The following is a 16,122-nucleotide window of genomic DNA, read 5'->3' on the forward strand; positions in this document are numbered from 1 at the left end:
GGGGACGGCCGAACGACGCTCGCAGGGCGCGCCGGACGGCAGTCCCCCCTCGGGAGCGGCCTGCAGGAGGGCGCTGCCTTCTTGCCGGGTCTCAGACGACCCGCTCGTCCCGTGCCGGCGGGGGTACGCCGGGCCGGCGCGTGCCCGCGGGCAGCAGGGTACGGCCGTGCGCCTCGTTGATGACGGTCGCCGCCGCCGCGTACCAGGCGGCGAGTCCGGCGAGGATGCCGAACCATCCGCCCACCTGGGTCGTGACGTGCGGCCCCACGCCGGTCTGGAAGGACGCGATGGCCAGGAAGACGTAGGTGAGCGTGAGCAGCGCCAGCATCGCCAGCACGGCGAGACTGACCCGTAGCGCGGCGACACTCATGAAGGCGGTGAAGACGGCCCACCCGAGCAGGAACAGGCCGACCGCGTTGTGGGTGTCACCGGCGAGCGGCAGGCGGGGGGCGACCCACCAGTAGGACAGCCAGAACGCGGCGTAGGAGACGAACATCGTCGCGCCGAAGGAGTTGCCGCGGCGGAACTCGAACAGGCCCGCGGCGAACTGGGCGAGGCCGCCGTAGAAGGCGGCGAGACCCAGCACCGGCACGATGGCGCCGGGTTCCTTCAACAGGTTGGTGTTGATGATCGAGAACATCAACGTGGTCAGCGCGAAACCGGCCAGACCCAGCGGGGCGGGGTCGCCCCATGCCGCCGGACGCGGCTCCACCACGGGTGGCTGCTCCGGGTGGAGGCTCCTCATGTCCTCGTTCATGTCCGGTATCCCTTCGACCAGAGCAGACGCCGGCTGCCGACGCTCGCAGAGCCCGCGAACGCGCTGGCCGGAACCCCGAGGCGGGCTGACGGCACACCCGGTGCCGTCAGCGTCTCCCTGTACGAAAGGTACCCATTTACCGTACTGAATAGCCTATTACCCGGTTTATTTGTTTTTGCGCCTCTCACCCTGGCCGGTGCGCGGCAGACGGCGATCTGCCGCGGCGTCGGCGGACCGGAGGCGGACCGGCACGCCCGCTGTCGTGGACGGTCGTGCCACGTTCAGGGCTCACGGTGCTCGTGGGCCGCCTGCTCCAGCGCCTCCGCCTCGGCCTGGGCCACGCGGGTCTCGGCGGCCACGTCGATCGAGCGGGTCAGCCACCAGTACAGCAGCGCGGCCACCGGAAGGCCGATGAACAGGGAGATGTCGGCGCCGCCCAGCGCCTTGGCCGCGGGGCCGACGTACAGAGTGCCGACGGAGAAAAAGGGGATCATGACGGCGAAGCCCACCACGTACGAGATGATGCCGTGCCAGCCCCAACGGCCGTAGATGCCGTGCGGGTTGAAGATCTCCGCGATGGCGTAGTGCCCGCGGCGCACGACGTAGTAGTCCATGAGGTTCACCGCGGTCCACGGGATGAACAGATAGAGCACCAGCAGCAGGAAGTCGTTGAAGTTCGCGAGGAAGTTGGCGGTCGCGGCCAGTGCGCCGATCAGGGAGAGCGCCGCGGTCAGGCCGAGGGTCAGCAGGCGTACGCCCAGGGTCGGCCGCACCCGCTTGAACGAGTCGATGCCGCTGATGAGGGTCAGCGAACCCCCGTACATGTTCAGCGCGGTGACGGACACCAGGCCCAGGGTGGCGAAGAGCAGCACGATCGCGCCGAAACCGTCGAACACCTTGTCCCCGGCCGCGTTGATCGACTTGATGGTGTCGAAGTCCTTGCCCGCCCACGCGGCCAGCAGCGAACCGAGCACCATCAGCCAGATGCCGCCGAGCGCGGAGCCGAAGTACGTCCAGTAGAAGGTCTTGCGCACCGTCACGTCCGGCGGGAGGTAGCGCGAGTAGTCGGAGACGTAGATGGCCCAGCTGATCTGGTAGCCGGCGACCACGCCGAACTGCGCGAGGAACGGGGTCCACTTGAAGGCGCCCAGATCGAAGGAGCCCGCCGGATAGTGCAGGGTGACGAGGACGCCGACGGTGAAGATCCCGAAGACGACCAGGAAGGTGTACGTCAGGACCCGCTCGGCCTTGTGGATGATGTCGTAGCCCACCAGCGCGATGACGAGCGCGACCGCGGTGACCACGATGACCCATAGTTTGACGCTGCCGTGCAGGGTGGTGTGCAGCGAGTCGGCGGCGAGGATGCTGTTGAAGACGTTGAAACCGGCGTATTGCACATAGGCGAAGAGCCACACCAGAAGGGCGCCGACGTAGCCGAACTGGGGGCGCGACTGGATCATCTGCGGCAGACCCAGCTGGGGGCCCTGGGCCGAGTGGAAGGCCATGAAGAAGGTGCCGATGACCGTGCCCGCGACGATGGCCAGCAGGGACCAGATCAGGTTGCCGCCTTCGGTGATGCTGATCAGCCCGACGGCCAGGGTGGCGATCTGCGCGTTGGACATGAACCACAGCGGGCCCAGATGCCACAGCTTTCCGTGCCGCTCGTTCAGGGGGACGTAGTCGATGGACCGGACCTCAAGGCCGGACACCCTTGGCTCCGCTGATGTGCTCATGACGCCTCCCGGCGGCCGGTCTGCCTCTGGGACACATTGTGATCCACCGGGGCCGCTGTGACGAGTGGTGCGACAAGGGCGGTGAAGGCCGCGAACTACAGCGGGGCGCCGGCAGTCCGCCGTCCGGCGCGCCGCCGCTCCTGGCGATCACAGGGAGCGATGACCGGTCACGTCAGGTGTGCTGCTCCGGCGCACACCTCAGGTCCGGTGCAGGGCGTCCGAGAGACGGACGAAGCGGTGTCCGGTGGCCAGCAGGTGCGGAACGGCGCTCGCGATGCCCCGGGCCGTGCCGCCCTCGGGATGGTTCATGTGGCACAGCACGATGGAACCGGCCGGGGCCGACGCCACGGTGGTGTGCACCTGCTCGGCGGTGAAGGTGGCGCCGCCGTCACCGTTGACGGAGAAGCTGACGAAGCGTTCCCCGAGGTCGGTGACGATGTGTGCCGCGACGTCGTCGCAGTACGCGGTGCCGGACCGGAAGAAGCGGGGCGGGGCGCCGAGCAGGCGGGTCAGCCTGGCCCGGTTGCCGGCGATCTCGTCGTACACCTCGCCGGCGCCGCGAGTGCCGGGGATGCCGTAGGCCGAGCGGCCGGTGACGGACAGGGGGCGGTGCCGGGTGCCGTGGTTGGCGATCTCGAACAGCGGATCCGCGGCAAGCCGGTGGAACAGCCCCGGGTTGGCGTCGACCCAGCGGGAGTTGACGAACAGCGTGGCCGGAATGTGCCGTGTGCGCAGGAACTCGATGAGCGCCCGGTCGTAGCCGCTGCCGCCCGGGCCGCCGCACGCGTCGAAGGTCAGCGCGATGTCCTGTGTCGTGCGCGGCAGGGAGTGCACCACGCCGGGGGCGTCGAAGCCCCAGGTGTGCGGAACGCTGCGCCCGTAGCGGGCCACGATCTGCGCGCGGCTGACGGGAGGCCGTGCGGCGGGGGTCGCCGAGGGCACGGGACCAGGGGTGGGCGTGGTCGCCGCGCCCGTCGTCGGCCTCGCCGGACCGGGTGAGGCGGAGGCGGAGGCGCTGCTCTTCGGGCCCGCGCAACCGGCGAGCAGTCCGCCCGCCATGGCGGCCAGCACCGCGCGGCGACCAGCCGTCATCCGTTCCCCCACACCTGATCGAAGGCTGTCACGACCGACAGCCGCTCCACGAGGGAAACCGTACGCAGCGCACCGCCCGTGGCCGTGCAGACGGCGGTAAGAGATCATCCAGAATCGGGTGCGGGTCCGGCGCGGTGACCCTGCCGGTCGTTGCCGCCTCGACGCCGCTCCTCGGCCCGGTGCCGCTCTGCGTACGGCCAGGTCACGCCGTCAGGAGAACGGGGGGCGAGGAGCGGGGCGTGAGCAAGGGCCGCCGGGTGCGGCGTGCCGCTCGCGCGGTCCGCCTGGCTGTCATGGCAGGGCGACCACCGCTTGCCACAGCGCCACCGGCCGGCTCGGTCGGGACCGACGGGCCGACCGGCGGGGCGGCGGGGCGGCGCGGAGTCCGGACGCCGGCGGCGACGACATGCCCAGCAGACATGGGCCTGGCCGGCGCGGGGCAGGACCGTGCCCATGTCTGCTCGGTGGGGGCTGTCAGCCCTGGCGTGCCTTGAAACGGGGGTTCTTCTTGTTCACGACGAAGACCACACCGCGGCGCCGCACCAGTTGGGCGCCGGGCTTGGACTTCAGCGAACGCAGGGACTTGCGCACCTTCATGGCGGGTTCTCCTCGTGCTCAGGACCACACGGCGGTCAGCTGCGGGGCGTCGCGGGACGGCCGTAGCGCCGCAATACCTGGCCTCAGGGGTGTGCCTCCTCGTGGCGGTCGGCCCGGGAGGGGGGGCCGGGTGTCAGCGCTCCTCGCGGAAGGTGACGTGCCGGCCGGCGACCGGGTCGTACTTGCGCAGGACGAGCCGGTCGGGGTCGCTCAGACGGTTCTTGCGCGTCACGTAGGTGACGCCGGTACCCGCCGTGGACTTCAGCCTGACGACGGGACGCACGGTGCTGCGTGCCATGAGAATCTCCTTTCACCCACACCCCCGGATTGACCCGGGCATGTCAGCAGTGTCTTGCAACAGCGCAGGGTGCTCCGACATTCCCGGTGCTGTCGTACTGCCGCCCGCCGGCCAGGCAGCGGGCTCGGACGCGAAGGGAGAACGACGCAGGGGTCCCGGGGCATTCCCGCGGTCCCCGGTGTGCCGCGGGGCGAGCTCGCACCAGGCCTCCGAAGGACACGAAGGCCCGCGGTCGCCGGTGCGTTCCGGAGCGGGCGTTCACACGTCCCGCCTCCTGACGACCAGCACCGCGACCACGACCGCGATCAGCGGCCACAGCCCGTACACCAGCCAGGAGCCGGCGACGGTGGCGCTGAAGGCGCGCGAGCCCGGATCCGGTTCCCAGTTCTGGACCAGGCGCTGCCAGGCTGTGGCGACCATGGCGTGGTTCACGTCGGCGGACCACCGCTTGTTCTGCGAGAAGACGGGGGGCAGCATCAGCAGCGTGAAGGCGCAGGTGGCCATGGTCGCGGCGCTGTGGCGGATCAGCACGCCCAGGCCGAGTCCGATCAGTGCGCAGACGGGGGCCAGCAGCGCGGATGCCACGAGCGCCCGTGGCACGCCGGGGTGTGTGATCGAGACGCCCGCGTGCCGTCCGTTCAGGATGGCCTGGGACACGAGGAAGGAGCCGGTGGCGACGACTGTGCCGACGGCGGCCCACAGGGCGGTCATGACGGTCGCCTTGGCCAGCACCAGCGAGCCGCGCGCAGGGACGGCCACGGTGGTGGTGCGGATCAGGCCGCTGCTGTACTCGCTCACGACGGTGATGGCGCCGACGCTGCCTGCGACGAGCATCAGCGTCATGTAGCCGGGCTTCGGACAGGCGTCGAAGGCCAGGAAGTCGGCCGGGCCGCGCGGTGTCGTGCCGGTGGCCGCCAGGTTGTGGCGGTCCGCGACCGCCGCGACGGCTGCGGAACCGATCACGAACAGGCCGGCGAGTGCGATCGTCCACCAAATGGAGCGCAGGGATCGCGTCTTGATCCACTCGCCTGCGATCAGGTCGGCGAACCGGACGGGCGAGGGGGCGGTGGGTGTGGTCATCGGGACTGTCCTGCCAGGTGTTCGACACTGTCGGCGGTGAGTTGCATGAAGGCCTCCTCCAGCGAGGCCGTTCGCGTGGTCAGCTCGTTCAGCGGGATCCGCTGTTCCAGGGCGAGTGCTCCGATCCGTTCCGCCGGCAACCCGGTCACGGCGAGCCTCCCGTCGCCCGCCGGGACCTGCGGCTCGACGGATGCGCCGGCGGCCGCCAGGACCGCCGCCAGCTCCGTGGCCCGCGGGCTGCCCACGACGACACTGCGGCGCGTGCTGCGGGCCGCGAAGTCCGCCGGCGACTCCGCGGCGATCAGCCGGCCCCGGCCGATGACGACGAGCTGGTCGGCGGTGTTCTCCATCTCCGACATCAAGTGGCTGGAGAGGAAGACCGTGCGCCCCTCGGCGGCCAGGCGGCGGAAGAGGCGCCGTACCCACAGGACACCCTCCGGGTCCATGCCGTTGATGGGCTCGTCGAAGACCAGCACCGGCGGATCGCCGAGCAGGGCCGTGGCGATGCCGAGCCGTTGCTTCATCCCGAGCGAGAAGCCGCCGATGCGTCGTCGCGCGGCCTGAGCCAGTCCCACCTCCTCCAGCACCTCCGCGACCCGGCGCGGCGGGATGCCGTTGCTGCGTGCCAGGGCGGACAGCTGGGCCGCCGCGCTGCGCCCGCCATGGACCTGGCCCGCGTCCAGGAGGGCACCGACGTGCCGCAGACCGCGCGGGTGGCTGCGGAAGTCGACCCCGCCGACCCTCGCCGTGCCGCCGTCGGGACTGTCCAGGCCGAGGACCGTTCGCAAGGTGGTGGTCTTGCCGGCACCGTTGGGGCCGAGGAAGCCGGTGACCCGGCCCGGCCGCACGGTGAAGGTGAGACGGTCGACGGCCGTCCTGTCGCCGTAGCGCTTGGTGAGTTCGTTGACTTCGATCACGGCGACAACGGTGGCGGGAGGTGCCCGGGCCGCGCATGAGGCCGTGGGCGCCAAAGACTCGCGGCGAGTTGGTCCACAGGCGTACGACCCCGGGCCGATGCCGTGCGCTCGGGCGGCTGGTTAGTCTCACGGCATGACCACCACCCACCAGCCGGCTGCCGGCACGTCCTTCGCCGTGCAGCGCAGGCCCGAGAAGGGCCCCTTGGCGATGACGAGAGCGGCGGCCACGGCCTGGGCGGGCGGCGTGCTGTACATCCTCCTGCTGCTGATTCTGGTGGGGGGCGCGCCGCGGAGCTCGGGCCCCCTCGTCGCCGTCGGCTCGCTGCCGGCCGTCAGTCTGCTCGTCGGAGTACTGCGCCGGGCGCCGCTGACTGCCCTGCTGCTGACGCTTCTCGGCGCCACCGCCGTGGTGGTGGTCCCGCAGCGCTCCCCCGCCGCGAGCCTGACGCTGGCGTACCAGGGCCAGTTCCTGTCCTACCTGGCGGCGGACCTCGTCCTGGGGTACATCGTCGCCACCTGCGGGCGCCGGGCCGCCGTCGTCGCCATGTCGCTCTCGTTCTGCCTGCAGTTCCTGGCCATCGGCCTGTTCGCGCACGGCCCGGACTTCCTGATCGTCGACGCGGTGATCGGTCTTCTGGCGATGGCGGCGTCCTGCATGCTCGGGCTGCTGAGCCGCGAGCGCCGGGAGCACACGGTGGCGCTGCGGGCGCAGGAGGTGGCCGAGGCGGTCACCGCCGAACGGCTGCGGATCGCGAGGGAGTTGCACGACATGATCGCGCACAGTGTCGGCATCGTCGCCATCCAGGCCGGGGTGGGCAGCCGGGTCATCCACACCCAGCCCGAGGAGGCCCGTGCAGCGCTGCGGGCCATCGAGACCACCAGCAGACAGACCCTGTCCGGCCTCAGACGCACCCTGGTGGCGCTCCGTCAGACCGAGCCGGAGACGGCCACCGGCGGCACGGCGCCGCTCGCGCCCTCGCCGGGTCTCGCGGACGTCGAACGGCTGGCGGCGGCGACGGCGGACGCAGGAGTGCGCGTCGAGGTGCGCATCGGCGGGGAGCGGCGTCCCCTGCCCGCCGACGTGGACCTGTCGGCCTACCGGATCGTGCAGGAGGCGCTGACCAATGTGGTCCGCCACGCGGGCACCGGGCACTGCACGGTCGACATCGACTACGGGGACGGGGAACTGTCCGTGGAGGTCGTCGACGGCGGTCGCGGTATTCCCGAGGACGGCCCGGGCCACGGCTTCGGCATCGTCGGCATGCGGGAGCGGGCGGCCCTGCTGCACGGGCGGTTCAGCGCCGGTCCGCGCCCCGGGGGCGGCTTCCGGGTGGTGGCCCGGCTGCCGCTGCCCGAGCTTGTCGATGCCGCGGCGGACACCCGATGAGCGTGCGGGTCGTCCTCGCCGACGACCAGCCCCTGGTACGGTCCGGTCTACGGGTCCTCATGGCCGATCATCCCGGACTGGAGGTCGTCGGCGAGGCCGCCACCGGCGAGGAGGCCGTCCGGCTGGTCCGGGAGACCGAGCCCGACGTGGTGGTCATGGACATCCGGATGCCGGGGATGGACGGCATCGAGGCCACACGCCGGATCACGGGCGGTCAGGCGGCCACCCGCGTGCTGATCCTCACCACCTTCGACGAGGACGACCTCGTCCACGGCGCACTCCGGGCCGGCGCCAGCGGTTTCACCGTCAAGGACATGGCCCTGGACGACATCCTCGCCGCGATCCGCGTGGTCGCCGCCGGCGACGCGCTCATCGCGCCGAGCGTGACGCGCCGCCTGATCGCGGACTTCGTCGAACGCCGCACGGCCGCTCCCGAGCGCTCGGCCCGGGCACTGGAGGGCATCACCGAACGGGAACGGGAAGTGCTGACCCTGGTCGGACGCGGGCGGTCCAACACCGAGATCGCGCAGGACCTCTTCATCACGGTGGCCACCGCGAAGTCCCATGTCTCGCGACTGCTCGGCAAACTCGGCGCACGGGACCGGGTTCAGCTCGTGATCACCGCCTACGAGACGGGGCTGGTCACGCCGTCGAACTGAGCGCCGGACGGGTAGCCCGGCCGCGACCGGCGTCGACGAGGCACCAGGCCGGCCTCCTCGACCTGCGCGCCGCCGCCGCGCTGCTCCTCGGCGCCGTGCCGAGCATCGCGGGGCTGCGGCGCCGCCAGGATCCGGAGCGCGCCCACGCCTGGACGTACCTCGTGCTGCTGGGTGGGGTGGGGGTCACCATGCCGCTCGCGGGCCGGAGCGGCCGTCGGGGCTTCGGCCGGTGTCGTCAGGCCCGCGTGCGCTGCCGCCTGATCGGTTCGCCGACCCGGTGCATGTGGGCGAGGGCCTCCCGGTAGGACCGGACGAGCCCGGTCTCGTGGTACGGCACGCCGATCTCCGCGCAGTACGCGCGCACGATGTCCCGGGCCCGCCGCAGATGCGGGGTGGGCATGCTCGGGAACAGGTGGTGCTCGATCTGGTGGTTGAGGCCGCCGAGCAGTACGTCCGTGAGCCGGCCGCCGCGCACGTTGCGGGAGGTGAGGACCTGGCGACGCAGGAAGTCGGGCCGCTCGTCACCGCTCAAGGTGGGCATGCCCTTGTGGTTCGGTGCGAACGTGCAGCCGAGGTAGACGCCGAAGAGGCACTGGTGCACGAAGAGGAACGCGACCGCCTTGCCCGGCGGGAGCACCAGGAACAGCGCGGCCCCGTAGGCCGCCAGGTGCAGGAGGAGCAGCCCGCCCTCCAGCACCCGGTGCTTCATCGACGGCGACCGCAGCGCCCGCACGCTCGCCACGTGCAGGTTGAAGCCCTCCAGCGTCAGCAGCGGGAAGAACAGCCACGCCTGGTGTCCCCCGATGAGACGGGCGAGACCGCGGCTTTCGCGGGCCTGGGCGGTGGACCACACCAGGATGTCCGGAGCGACATCCGGGTCGAGTTCCTCGTGGTTGGGGTTGGCATGGTGGCGGGTGTGCTTGTTCATCCACCAGCCGTAACTCATGCCGATCCCGAGATTGCCGAAGAGCCGGCCCCATGTCTCGCTCGGACCGCCCCGCCGGAACACCTGACGGTGAGCCAAGTCATGTGCGACCAGGGCCACCTGGCCGAACATGAACGCCAGGAAGGCCGCCACCGCCAACTGCCACCAGGTGTCGCCGAGGGCGAGGAAGGCCCCCCAGCCCGCCCCCAGCAGCGCGATCACCAGAGTGAGCCGTGCCGTGTAGTGACCGGGGCGCCGCTTCATCAGCCCCGCCTCGGCGATGCGCCGGGACAGTCGCGCGAAGTCGCTGCCGGCTCCGGATCCGGTCGTACCGGAACGGGCGGCCGGCGCCCCGGCGGTGGCCGAGGCGTGGTCGGACGGGGCATGGGCCGCCGAGGCCTGCTCGGACGAGGCCTGGTGGGACGAGGCATGCGTGGAAATCGTCATGCCGTCGAGTCTCGGCGGGCCCGGTGGACCCCGACAGCCGGTCAGTCACCGGACCTTTCAGGGGGCTTCCCCTACCGCGTAGCGGGGTGTTGCCACCATTCCGAGCCGCTGGCCTCGGCCTTCTCAGTGGAAGGGGTGTGCGGTCAGCGCCCGGCGAGGAGTTCGAGTGTGTCGATGACGCGGTGGGAGAAGCCCCACTCGTTGTCGTACCAGGCGACCACCTTGACGTGCCGGCCGTCGACGCGCGTGAGGGCCGAGTCGAAGATCGAGGATGCCGGGTTGCCGGTGATGTCGGACGACACCAGCGGGTCCTCGGAGTACTCCAGGATCCCGGCGAGCGGCCCCTCTGCCGCCGCGCGGTAGGCGGCCAGGACGTCGTCACGGGTGACGTCCCGTGTGACGGTCGTGTTGAGTTCGACGATCGATCCCACCGGCACGGGGACACGGATCGAGTCGCCCGACAGCTTTCCGTCGAGGTTCGGCAGCACCAGACCGATCGCCTTCGCCGCGCCCGTGGTGGTCGGCACGATGTTGACGGCGGCGGCACGGGCCCTGCGGGCGTCGCGGTGCGGACCGTCCTGCAGGTTCTGCTCCTGCGTGTAGGCGTGCACCGTGGTCATGAAACCGTGCTCGATCCCGGCGAGTCGGTCCAGCACGGCGGCCAGCGGCGCGAGCGCGTTGGTGGTGCAGGAGGCGTTCGAGACGATCGTGTGCAGGGCCGGGTCGTACGCGTCGGTGTTGACCCCGTACGCGACGGTGACGTCGGCTCCGTCGGACGGTGCGCTCACGAGGACCTTCCTCGCGCCCGCGTCGAGGTGTGCGCGGGCGGCCTTCGCCGAGGTGAAGCGGCCGGTCGACTCGAGGACCAGGTCCACACCGAGGTCGGTCCACGGCAGTCGGGCCGGCTCGCGTTCGGCGAGGACGGTGATGCGACGGCCGTCGACGACGAGGGTTTCCCCGTCGACCGTGACGGGACGGCCGAGCCGGCCGGCCGTCGTGTCGTAGGCCAGCAGCCGTGCCAGGGTGGCGGGTTCCGTGAGGTCGTTCACGGCGACGACCTCGAGAGCGCTGTCGCGTTCGAGCAGTGCGCGCAGCACGTTGCGTCCGATACGACCGAATCCGTTGATGGCTATGCGCGTCATGAATGGTGTCCCTTCGCTTCCCCACCAGCGTGGCGTGCCGTCCTCGCCCATGACCGTGTCCGGAGCGCCACGGTTCGCAAGGATCGCGCCAGCGTGCCCGGCGCCCCCCGCCGGCGGCGGGGGGCGGCTACTCGCCCTGGGTGAAGGTGCGCCGGTACTCGCTCGGGGTGGTGCCGAGGATGTGCTGGAAGTGGGTGCGCAGATTGGTGCCGGTGCCGAGTCCGACGTCGGAGGCGATCTGCTCGATGCCGCGCTCGGAGCGCTCGAGCAGTTCGCGGGCCAGGTCGATGCGGGCGCGCATCACCCACTGCATCGGGGTGTACCCGGTGTCCTCGACGAAGCGCCGGGAGAGGGTGCGGGGCGAGACCGCCGCATGCCGGGCGAGCGCCGTGAGGGTGAGCGGCTCGCCGAGGCGGTGCAGCGCCCACTCGCGCGTCGCGGCGAACCGTTCGCCGAGCGGCTCGGGCACACTGCGCGGCACGTACTGGGCCTGGCCTCCGCTGCGGTAGGGGGCGGCGACCAGGCGCCGCGCCGCGTGGTTGGACACGGCGACGCCGAGGTCCTTGCGCAGGATGTGCAGGCACAGATCGATGCCGGAGGCGGCGCCGGCGGACGTCAGCACGCTGCCCTCGTCGACGAAGAGCACATTCTCGTCGACCCGGACGCGCGGATGTTTCGCCGCGAGGGCCCGTGCGTAGTGCCAGTGCGTGGTCGCCCGCTTGCCGTCGAGCAGTCCCGTCGCCGCGAGCGCGAAGGCACCTGTCGAGATGGCGGCGAGCCGTGCGCCCCGGGCGTGGGCGGCGAGCAGCGCGTCGACGACGGACCGCGGCGGATCCTCGCGGTCCGGGAACCGGTATCCGGGGATGAAGACGATGTCCGCCCACGCGAGCGCGTCGAGGCCATGGGCGACGTGGTACGACAGGCCGTCACCGCCGGCCACGAGCCCGGGCCCGGCACCGCACACGCGCACCTCGTACGGCATGCTCGCCCGGGTCGTGAACACCTGCGCGGGGATCCCGACATCGAGCGGTTTGGCGCCTTCGAGCACCAGGACGGCGACATGTTGCAGACGGGGGGACGGCACGGCACACAGGGTACGAGAGCGGCCGTACGCCGACGGGCCCCGCCGGTGGGGAACCGACGGGGCCCGCCGCCCAAGGCGTACGACCGGTGCTCCGGGTCAGTCGGTACCGGACTCCATCGCGGCACGGTCCAGTGCCTCGTCCTCCTCCGAGACCTCGCCGCGGGAGGCGATCGCCTCGGCGCCGCCCTGCGGCATCGCGCCGATCAGACCGGTGGAGGCGGCCTGCGCCGCGCCGATCAGGGCCGGGTGCTCGGTGCCGACCATGCCCAGGCCGGCGTACTGCTCGAGGCGCGCGCGGGAGTCGGCGATGTCCAGGTTGCGCATGGTCAGCTGGCCGATCCGGTCCGACGGGCCGAACGCGGAGTCCTCGGTGCGCTCCATGGACAGCTTGTCCGGGTGGTAGCTGAAGGCCGGGCCCGTGGTGTCGAGGAGCGAGTAGTCCTCACCGCGCCGCAGCCGCAGTGTCACCTCGCCGGTGACCGCCGCGCCGACCCAGCGCTGCAGCGACTCGCGGATCATGAGCGCCTGCGGGTCCAGCCAGCGGCCCTCGTACATGAGGCGGCCGAGCTTGCGGCCCTCGTTGTGGTACTGGGCGAGGGTGTCCTCGTTGTGGATCGCGTTGACCAGGCGCTCGTAGGCAGCGTGCAGCAGCGCCATGCCGGGCGCCTCGTAGATGCCGCGGCTCTTGGCCTCGATGATCCGGTTCTCGATCTGGTCCGACATGCCGAGGCCGTGCCGGCCTCCGATGGCGTTCGCCTCCATGACCAGTTCGACCGGCGAGGCGAACTCCTTGCCGTTGATGGTCACCGGGCGGCCCTGGTCGAAGCCGATCGTCACCTCCTCGGCGGCGATCTCGACCGACGGGTCCCAGAACCGCACACCCATGATCGGCTCGACGGTCTCGATGCCGGTGTCCAGGTGCTCCAGGGTCTTGGCCTCGTGGGTGGCGCCCCAGATGTTGGCGTCGGTGGAGTACGCCTTCTCCGTGCTGTCGCGGTAGGGCAGCCCGTGGGCGACCAGCCACTCGGACATCTCCTTGCGGCCGCCGAGCTCGGTCACGAAGTCGGAGTCGAGCCAGGGCTTGTAGATCCGCAGGTGGGGGTTGGCGAGCAGGCCGTAGCGGTAGAACCGCTCGATGTCGTTGCCCTTGAAGGTGGAGCCGTCGCCCCAGATCTGTACGTCGTCCTCGAGCATCGCCCGCACCAGGAGAGTGCCGGTGACGGCGCGGCCGAGGGGCGTGGTGTTGAAGTAGGCACGCCCGCCGGAGCGGATGTGGAACGCGCCGCAGGCGAGTGCGGCCAGCCCCTCCTCGACCAGGGCGGCGCGGCAGTCGACCAGGCGCGCGATCTCGGCACCGTAGGTCGCGGCACGGCTGGGCACCGAGGCGATGTCGGGCTCGTCGTACTGGCCGATGTCGGCGGTGTAGGTGCACGGGATGGCGCCCTTGTCGCGCATCCACGCGACGGCGACCGACGTGTCGAGGCCGCCGGAGAAGGCGATGCCGACGCGCTCGCCGACCGGAAGGGAGGTGAGGACCTTGGACATAGGAAGAGTATGCATCATGACGCATGCCCATGCATAGCCCGGCACACAAGCGGATCCTTCGGGCAGGCCGGCGCGCGGACGTCGTCCGCCCGGCACTCGTGGATACGGAGGTCACGACGACAGCGGGGAGCCGGACGCCTCCTCCTCCGCGCGCGGCGCCACGCTGACGCGGGCGGGCGGCCGGCGGCGAGTCCGAACGCCTGCGCCACGGCCGCCGGGATGTCGGTGACCGGGAACAGCCGGTGACGGGAACAGCGTGTGCCATACGGTGCGCTCGGGGCCGATGACGAGGATGGGGCGTTCGATACGCAGCCGCTGTCCGGCCCGGAAGGCCGGCAGACGCAGGTGCGCGGTGAGCTGGAGCTGTGTGTCGGACAGCAGCGGGAAGGGCAGCACCTCGGCCGTGGCGAAGGCGGCCTGCTCCTCCGGCGCCCGGGTGCTCACGCCATGGACGGCGATGCCCGCCGCCGCGACTCGGGCCAGACCGCACGGAATTGGCGGTTCTCCAGGGTGGAGCCCGCACTCCGGGGGATCGGCGGCCCGGCGAGGCCGGCCGGGACACCGGGGACGCCGTCCCGGGCAGGACGGACCACCGCCCGCCCGGGGTGCCGGCGGTCAGCCGCCGGTCAGCAGCTGTCGTACGACGTATCCCGCGGAGTCCACGCCGGAGCTGCCGCCTTCGACGAGTGCCGCGACCGAGACGCGGGAGTTGTAGGCGGTCAGCCAGCCGTTCGTGTGGTCGCCCTCCTCGGCGGTGCCGGTCTTGGCGCCGACACCCATCAGCCCGCCCAGCCGCGGAGCCGCCGTACCACTGGTGGCCACGCTGCGCATCATGGACTGCAGATAGCCCGCCGTGCGGGCGGCGATGGGCCGGGGCGCGCTCTGCTGGTGCTGTCCCGGCAGGATGATCGGCTGCTCGAAGCCGACGTTGCGGACCGTGGCCGCCACGGACGCCATGAACAGCGGGGTGGCCGTCACCTTGCCCTGTCCGATGAACTGGGCCGCCTGGTCGCCGCCCTGGACGTCCGGCGGGATGCTCGGGTCGGTGGTGGCGACCCCGCCGCCGATGGACCAGCTGCCCATGCCGAAGACGTTCGCCGCCTCGTCGTGCAGGGCCGAGGCGTCTCCACCCTGCACCAGGTAGCGGAAACCGTCCTTGATGAACGAGGTGTTGCAGGACACCGTGAACGCCTGGGCGAGGGAGGAGCCGGCGTCGGGGCGCACGCCGGAGTCGTTGTGGAACAACTGGCTGTTGGCCATCTGCGAGTCGGCGCACGGCGCCGGACTGCCCGGCGTGAGGCCCGCCTTGTCGAAGAGGGCCGCCGACGTGATGATCTTCATCGTGGAACCGGGCGACTTGATGCCGTTGATGGCGATGTCGCCGTCGTCGCCCGAGTGCGCGAGTGCCAGGATGTGGCCGTTGCGCCAGTCGAGCGCCACGGTCCCGGCGGGCTTCTGCTGCAGATGGGCGTCCTGCACCGCGTGCTCGGCCACCGCCTGGAGGCCGGCGTCGATCGTCGTCCTGACGACCGCCGGACGGCCCTTGACGAAGACCTTCAGGGCCTTCACTCCCGTGCCGTCGGCGTCGACCACGGCCACGCCCGTGCCGGGGCTGCCGCCCGTGGGCTTGCCGTTCTTGCCGATCGTCGCCGCGATGTCGCGCAGCGATGCGAAGCGGGACAGGTCGGTCCTGCCGTCGCTCGCGACCACCTTCGCACCGTCGGAGCCGGCCGGCAGCTTGCCGGCGGTCAGCGACTGGCCGTCGGCGAGGCCCGGATAGAGCACCGACTTGTTCCAGTGGACCGCCAGCTGACCGTTCGTGCTCTTCAGCACGGCGACCGCGCTCGGGTAGCTCCAGGTGCCGCCGGCGACCTGAGCGGTGACGTCGAAGGTCACCTTGGCCGCTCCGGGCGTCACCGACGAGGGACCCACGGACACGATGTGACCGAACGACAGCTTCTTCAGGTGCAGGCCGTCGGCGTAGTCCCGCAGCGCCTGCAGCGCGGTGTCGGGTACGTCGGTCTCACTCGCCGCGCCGTCCAGGTGCTCGCGGGACCAACTGTCCAGGAACGCGCGGGCCCTCTTCACCGCCTCCGCGTCCGACGGGGGCGTGCTCGACACCGCCGACGAGTCGAATCCGCGTGCGTTCTGCGCGTTGTCGTCGCCGGTGGAGCCAGAGGTCAGGCCATGCACGATGTTGTACGTACCGATCCCCCCGAGGGCGAGCAGTGCGGTGCAGGTACCGGCAAGGCCGATCTTCACAGCTCTGTTCATACGAAAGATCGTATGTATGTTCCATGAAAAGGTGTGCCGATTGTCGGCAGATCGTTACCGGAACGCCAGACGGCCGCTCATGCCGCCACCCCATCCGCGCGCCACCGCACCGGCCCGCCGTCACGTCCCCGCTTCCGCCCTCAAAGACAGCCGCCATACATCGGATGTGTCGAGGAGTCACCACC

Annotated in this window: 15 protein-coding genes; 2 read left to right on the forward strand and 13 right to left on the reverse strand. The window is 71.3% G+C overall.

The genetic code is table 11. From position 1 onward, the window contains the following. Positions 1-91: 91 nt before the first annotated feature. From ABZ919_RS14030 to ABZ919_RS14060, 7 genes are all read right to left on the reverse strand, one after another. Positions 92-757: an acetate uptake transporter gene (locus tag ABZ919_RS14030; RefSeq protein ID WP_361246954.1), complete on the reverse strand. Its 666-nt coding sequence runs from the start codon at positions 755-757 to the stop codon at positions 92-94. 281 nt (positions 758-1,038) lie between these two features. Continuing rightward, positions 1,039-2,490: a cytosine permease gene (locus tag ABZ919_RS14035; protein WP_361246957.1), complete on the reverse strand. Its 1,452-nt coding sequence runs from the start codon at positions 2,488-2,490 to the stop codon at positions 1,039-1,041. Positions 2,491-2,688: 198 nt separating this feature from the next. Next, the gene (locus tag ABZ919_RS14040; RefSeq protein WP_361246960.1) at positions 2,689-3,582 is read right to left on the reverse strand and encodes a polysaccharide deacetylase family protein; all 894 of its coding nucleotides are present in this window, start codon (positions 3,580-3,582) and stop codon (positions 2,689-2,691) included. Between the two features lie 474 nt (positions 3,583-4,056). Then, positions 4,057-4,179 (reverse strand): type B 50S ribosomal protein L36, encoded by a 123-nt coding sequence (ykgO, locus tag ABZ919_RS14045; RefSeq protein WP_153537567.1) that lies wholly within the window; start codon positions 4,177-4,179, stop codon positions 4,057-4,059. Positions 4,180-4,312: 133 nt separating this feature from the next. After that, the gene (gene rpmG, locus ABZ919_RS14050) at positions 4,313-4,477 is read right to left on the reverse strand and encodes a 50S ribosomal protein L33 (protein WP_153537563.1); all 165 of its coding nucleotides are present in this window, start codon (positions 4,475-4,477) and stop codon (positions 4,313-4,315) included. 258 nt (positions 4,478-4,735) lie between these two features. Further along, positions 4,736-5,557 (reverse strand): ABC transporter permease, encoded by an 822-nt coding sequence (locus ABZ919_RS14055; protein ID WP_361246964.1) that lies wholly within the window; start codon positions 5,555-5,557, stop codon positions 4,736-4,738. After that, entirely contained in the window at positions 5,554-6,474 is a 921-nt protein-coding gene (locus ABZ919_RS14060; RefSeq protein WP_361246967.1) for an ATP-binding cassette domain-containing protein, read from the reverse strand. Before ABZ919_RS14060 ends, ABZ919_RS14055 begins: the two co-directional genes overlap by 4 nt. Before the next feature lie 133 nt (positions 6,475-6,607). Here ABZ919_RS14060 and ABZ919_RS14065 point away from each other — a divergent pair, with 133 nt between their 5' ends. After that, positions 6,608-7,861: a sensor histidine kinase gene (locus tag ABZ919_RS14065; protein WP_361246970.1), complete on the forward strand. Its 1,254-nt coding sequence runs from the start codon at positions 6,608-6,610 to the stop codon at positions 7,859-7,861. Beyond that, the gene (locus ABZ919_RS14070; RefSeq protein ID WP_361246973.1) at positions 7,858-8,520 is read left to right on the forward strand and encodes a response regulator transcription factor; all 663 of its coding nucleotides are present in this window, start codon (positions 7,858-7,860) and stop codon (positions 8,518-8,520) included. The genes ABZ919_RS14065 and ABZ919_RS14070 overlap by 4 nt, the downstream gene beginning before the upstream one ends. Before the next feature lie 235 nt (positions 8,521-8,755). Here the strand turns inward: ABZ919_RS14070 and ABZ919_RS14075 are convergent, their stop codons facing one another. The 6 genes from ABZ919_RS14075 to ABZ919_RS14100 form a co-directional block, all read right to left on the reverse strand. Next, a complete protein-coding gene (locus ABZ919_RS14075; RefSeq protein WP_361246976.1) occupies positions 8,756-9,892 on the reverse strand; it encodes an acyl-CoA desaturase in 1,137 nt (378 codons plus the stop codon). Between the two features lie 143 nt (positions 9,893-10,035). After that, positions 10,036-11,034, reverse strand: coding sequence for a type I glyceraldehyde-3-phosphate dehydrogenase (gene gap, locus ABZ919_RS14080; RefSeq protein ID WP_361246978.1), 999 nt, complete (start codon positions 11,032-11,034; stop codon positions 10,036-10,038). 127 nt (positions 11,035-11,161) lie between these two features. Continuing rightward, positions 11,162-12,118: a helix-turn-helix domain-containing protein gene (locus ABZ919_RS14085; RefSeq protein WP_361246980.1), complete on the reverse strand. Its 957-nt coding sequence runs from the start codon at positions 12,116-12,118 to the stop codon at positions 11,162-11,164. A 96-nt stretch (positions 12,119-12,214) separates the two neighbouring features. Further along, entirely contained in the window at positions 12,215-13,663 is a 1,449-nt protein-coding gene (argG, locus tag ABZ919_RS14090) for an argininosuccinate synthase (RefSeq protein WP_361246983.1), read from the reverse strand. Positions 13,664-13,774: 111 nt separating this feature from the next. After that, positions 13,775-14,107: a hypothetical protein gene (locus tag ABZ919_RS14095; RefSeq protein WP_361246986.1), complete on the reverse strand. Its 333-nt coding sequence runs from the start codon at positions 14,105-14,107 to the stop codon at positions 13,775-13,777. A gap of 171 nt (positions 14,108-14,278) precedes the next feature. After that, on the reverse strand, positions 14,279-15,937 hold the full coding sequence (locus ABZ919_RS14100; protein WP_361246989.1) for a penicillin-binding transpeptidase domain-containing protein: 1,659 nt from the start codon (positions 15,935-15,937) through the stop codon (positions 14,279-14,281). Between the last annotated feature and the right edge of the window lie 185 nt (positions 15,938-16,122).

The sequence above is a fragment of the Streptomyces sp. NPDC046759 genome (assembly GCF_040645475.1).
Lineage (GTDB): Bacteria > Actinomycetota > Actinomycetes > Streptomycetales > Streptomycetaceae > Streptomyces.

What these genes read in the sequence shown, in the direction of transcription:
- ABZ919_RS14030 (WP_361246954.1), bottom strand. Translation starts at nt 757, where the DNA reads ATGAACGAGGACATGAGGAGCCTCCACCCGGAGCAGCCACCCGTGGTG.
- ABZ919_RS14035 (WP_361246957.1), bottom strand. Translation starts at nt 2,490, where the DNA reads ATGAGCACATCAGCGGAGCCAAGGGTGTCCGGCCTTGAGGTCCGGTCC.
- ABZ919_RS14040 (WP_361246960.1), bottom strand. Translation starts at nt 3,582, where the DNA reads ATGACGGCTGGTCGCCGCGCGGTGCTGGCCGCCATGGCGGGCGGACTG.
- ykgO (WP_153537567.1), bottom strand. Translation starts at nt 4,179, where the DNA reads ATGAAGGTGCGCAAGTCCCTGCGTTCGCTGAAGTCCAAGCCCGGCGCC.
- rpmG (WP_153537563.1), bottom strand. Translation starts at nt 4,477, where the DNA reads ATGGCACGCAGCACCGTGCGTCCCGTCGTCAGGCTGAAGTCCACGGCG.
- ABZ919_RS14055 (WP_361246964.1), bottom strand. Translation starts at nt 5,557, where the DNA reads ATGACCACACCCACCGCCCCCTCGCCCGTCCGGTTCGCCGACCTGATC.
- ABZ919_RS14065 (WP_361246970.1), top strand. Translation starts at nt 6,608, where the DNA reads ATGACCACCACCCACCAGCCGGCTGCCGGCACGTCCTTCGCCGTGCAG.
- ABZ919_RS14070 (WP_361246973.1), top strand. Translation starts at nt 7,858, where the DNA reads ATGAGCGTGCGGGTCGTCCTCGCCGACGACCAGCCCCTGGTACGGTCC.
- ABZ919_RS14075 (WP_361246976.1), bottom strand. Translation starts at nt 9,892, where the DNA reads ATGACGATTTCCACGCATGCCTCGTCCCACCAGGCCTCGTCCGAGCAG.
- gap (WP_361246978.1), bottom strand. Translation starts at nt 11,034, where the DNA reads ATGACGCGCATAGCCATCAACGGATTCGGTCGTATCGGACGCAACGTG.
- argG (WP_361246983.1), bottom strand. Translation starts at nt 13,663, where the DNA reads ATGTCCAAGGTCCTCACCTCCCTTCCGGTCGGCGAGCGCGTCGGCATC.
- ABZ919_RS14100 (WP_361246989.1), bottom strand. Translation starts at nt 15,937, where the DNA reads ATGAACAGAGCTGTGAAGATCGGCCTTGCCGGTACCTGCACCGCACTG.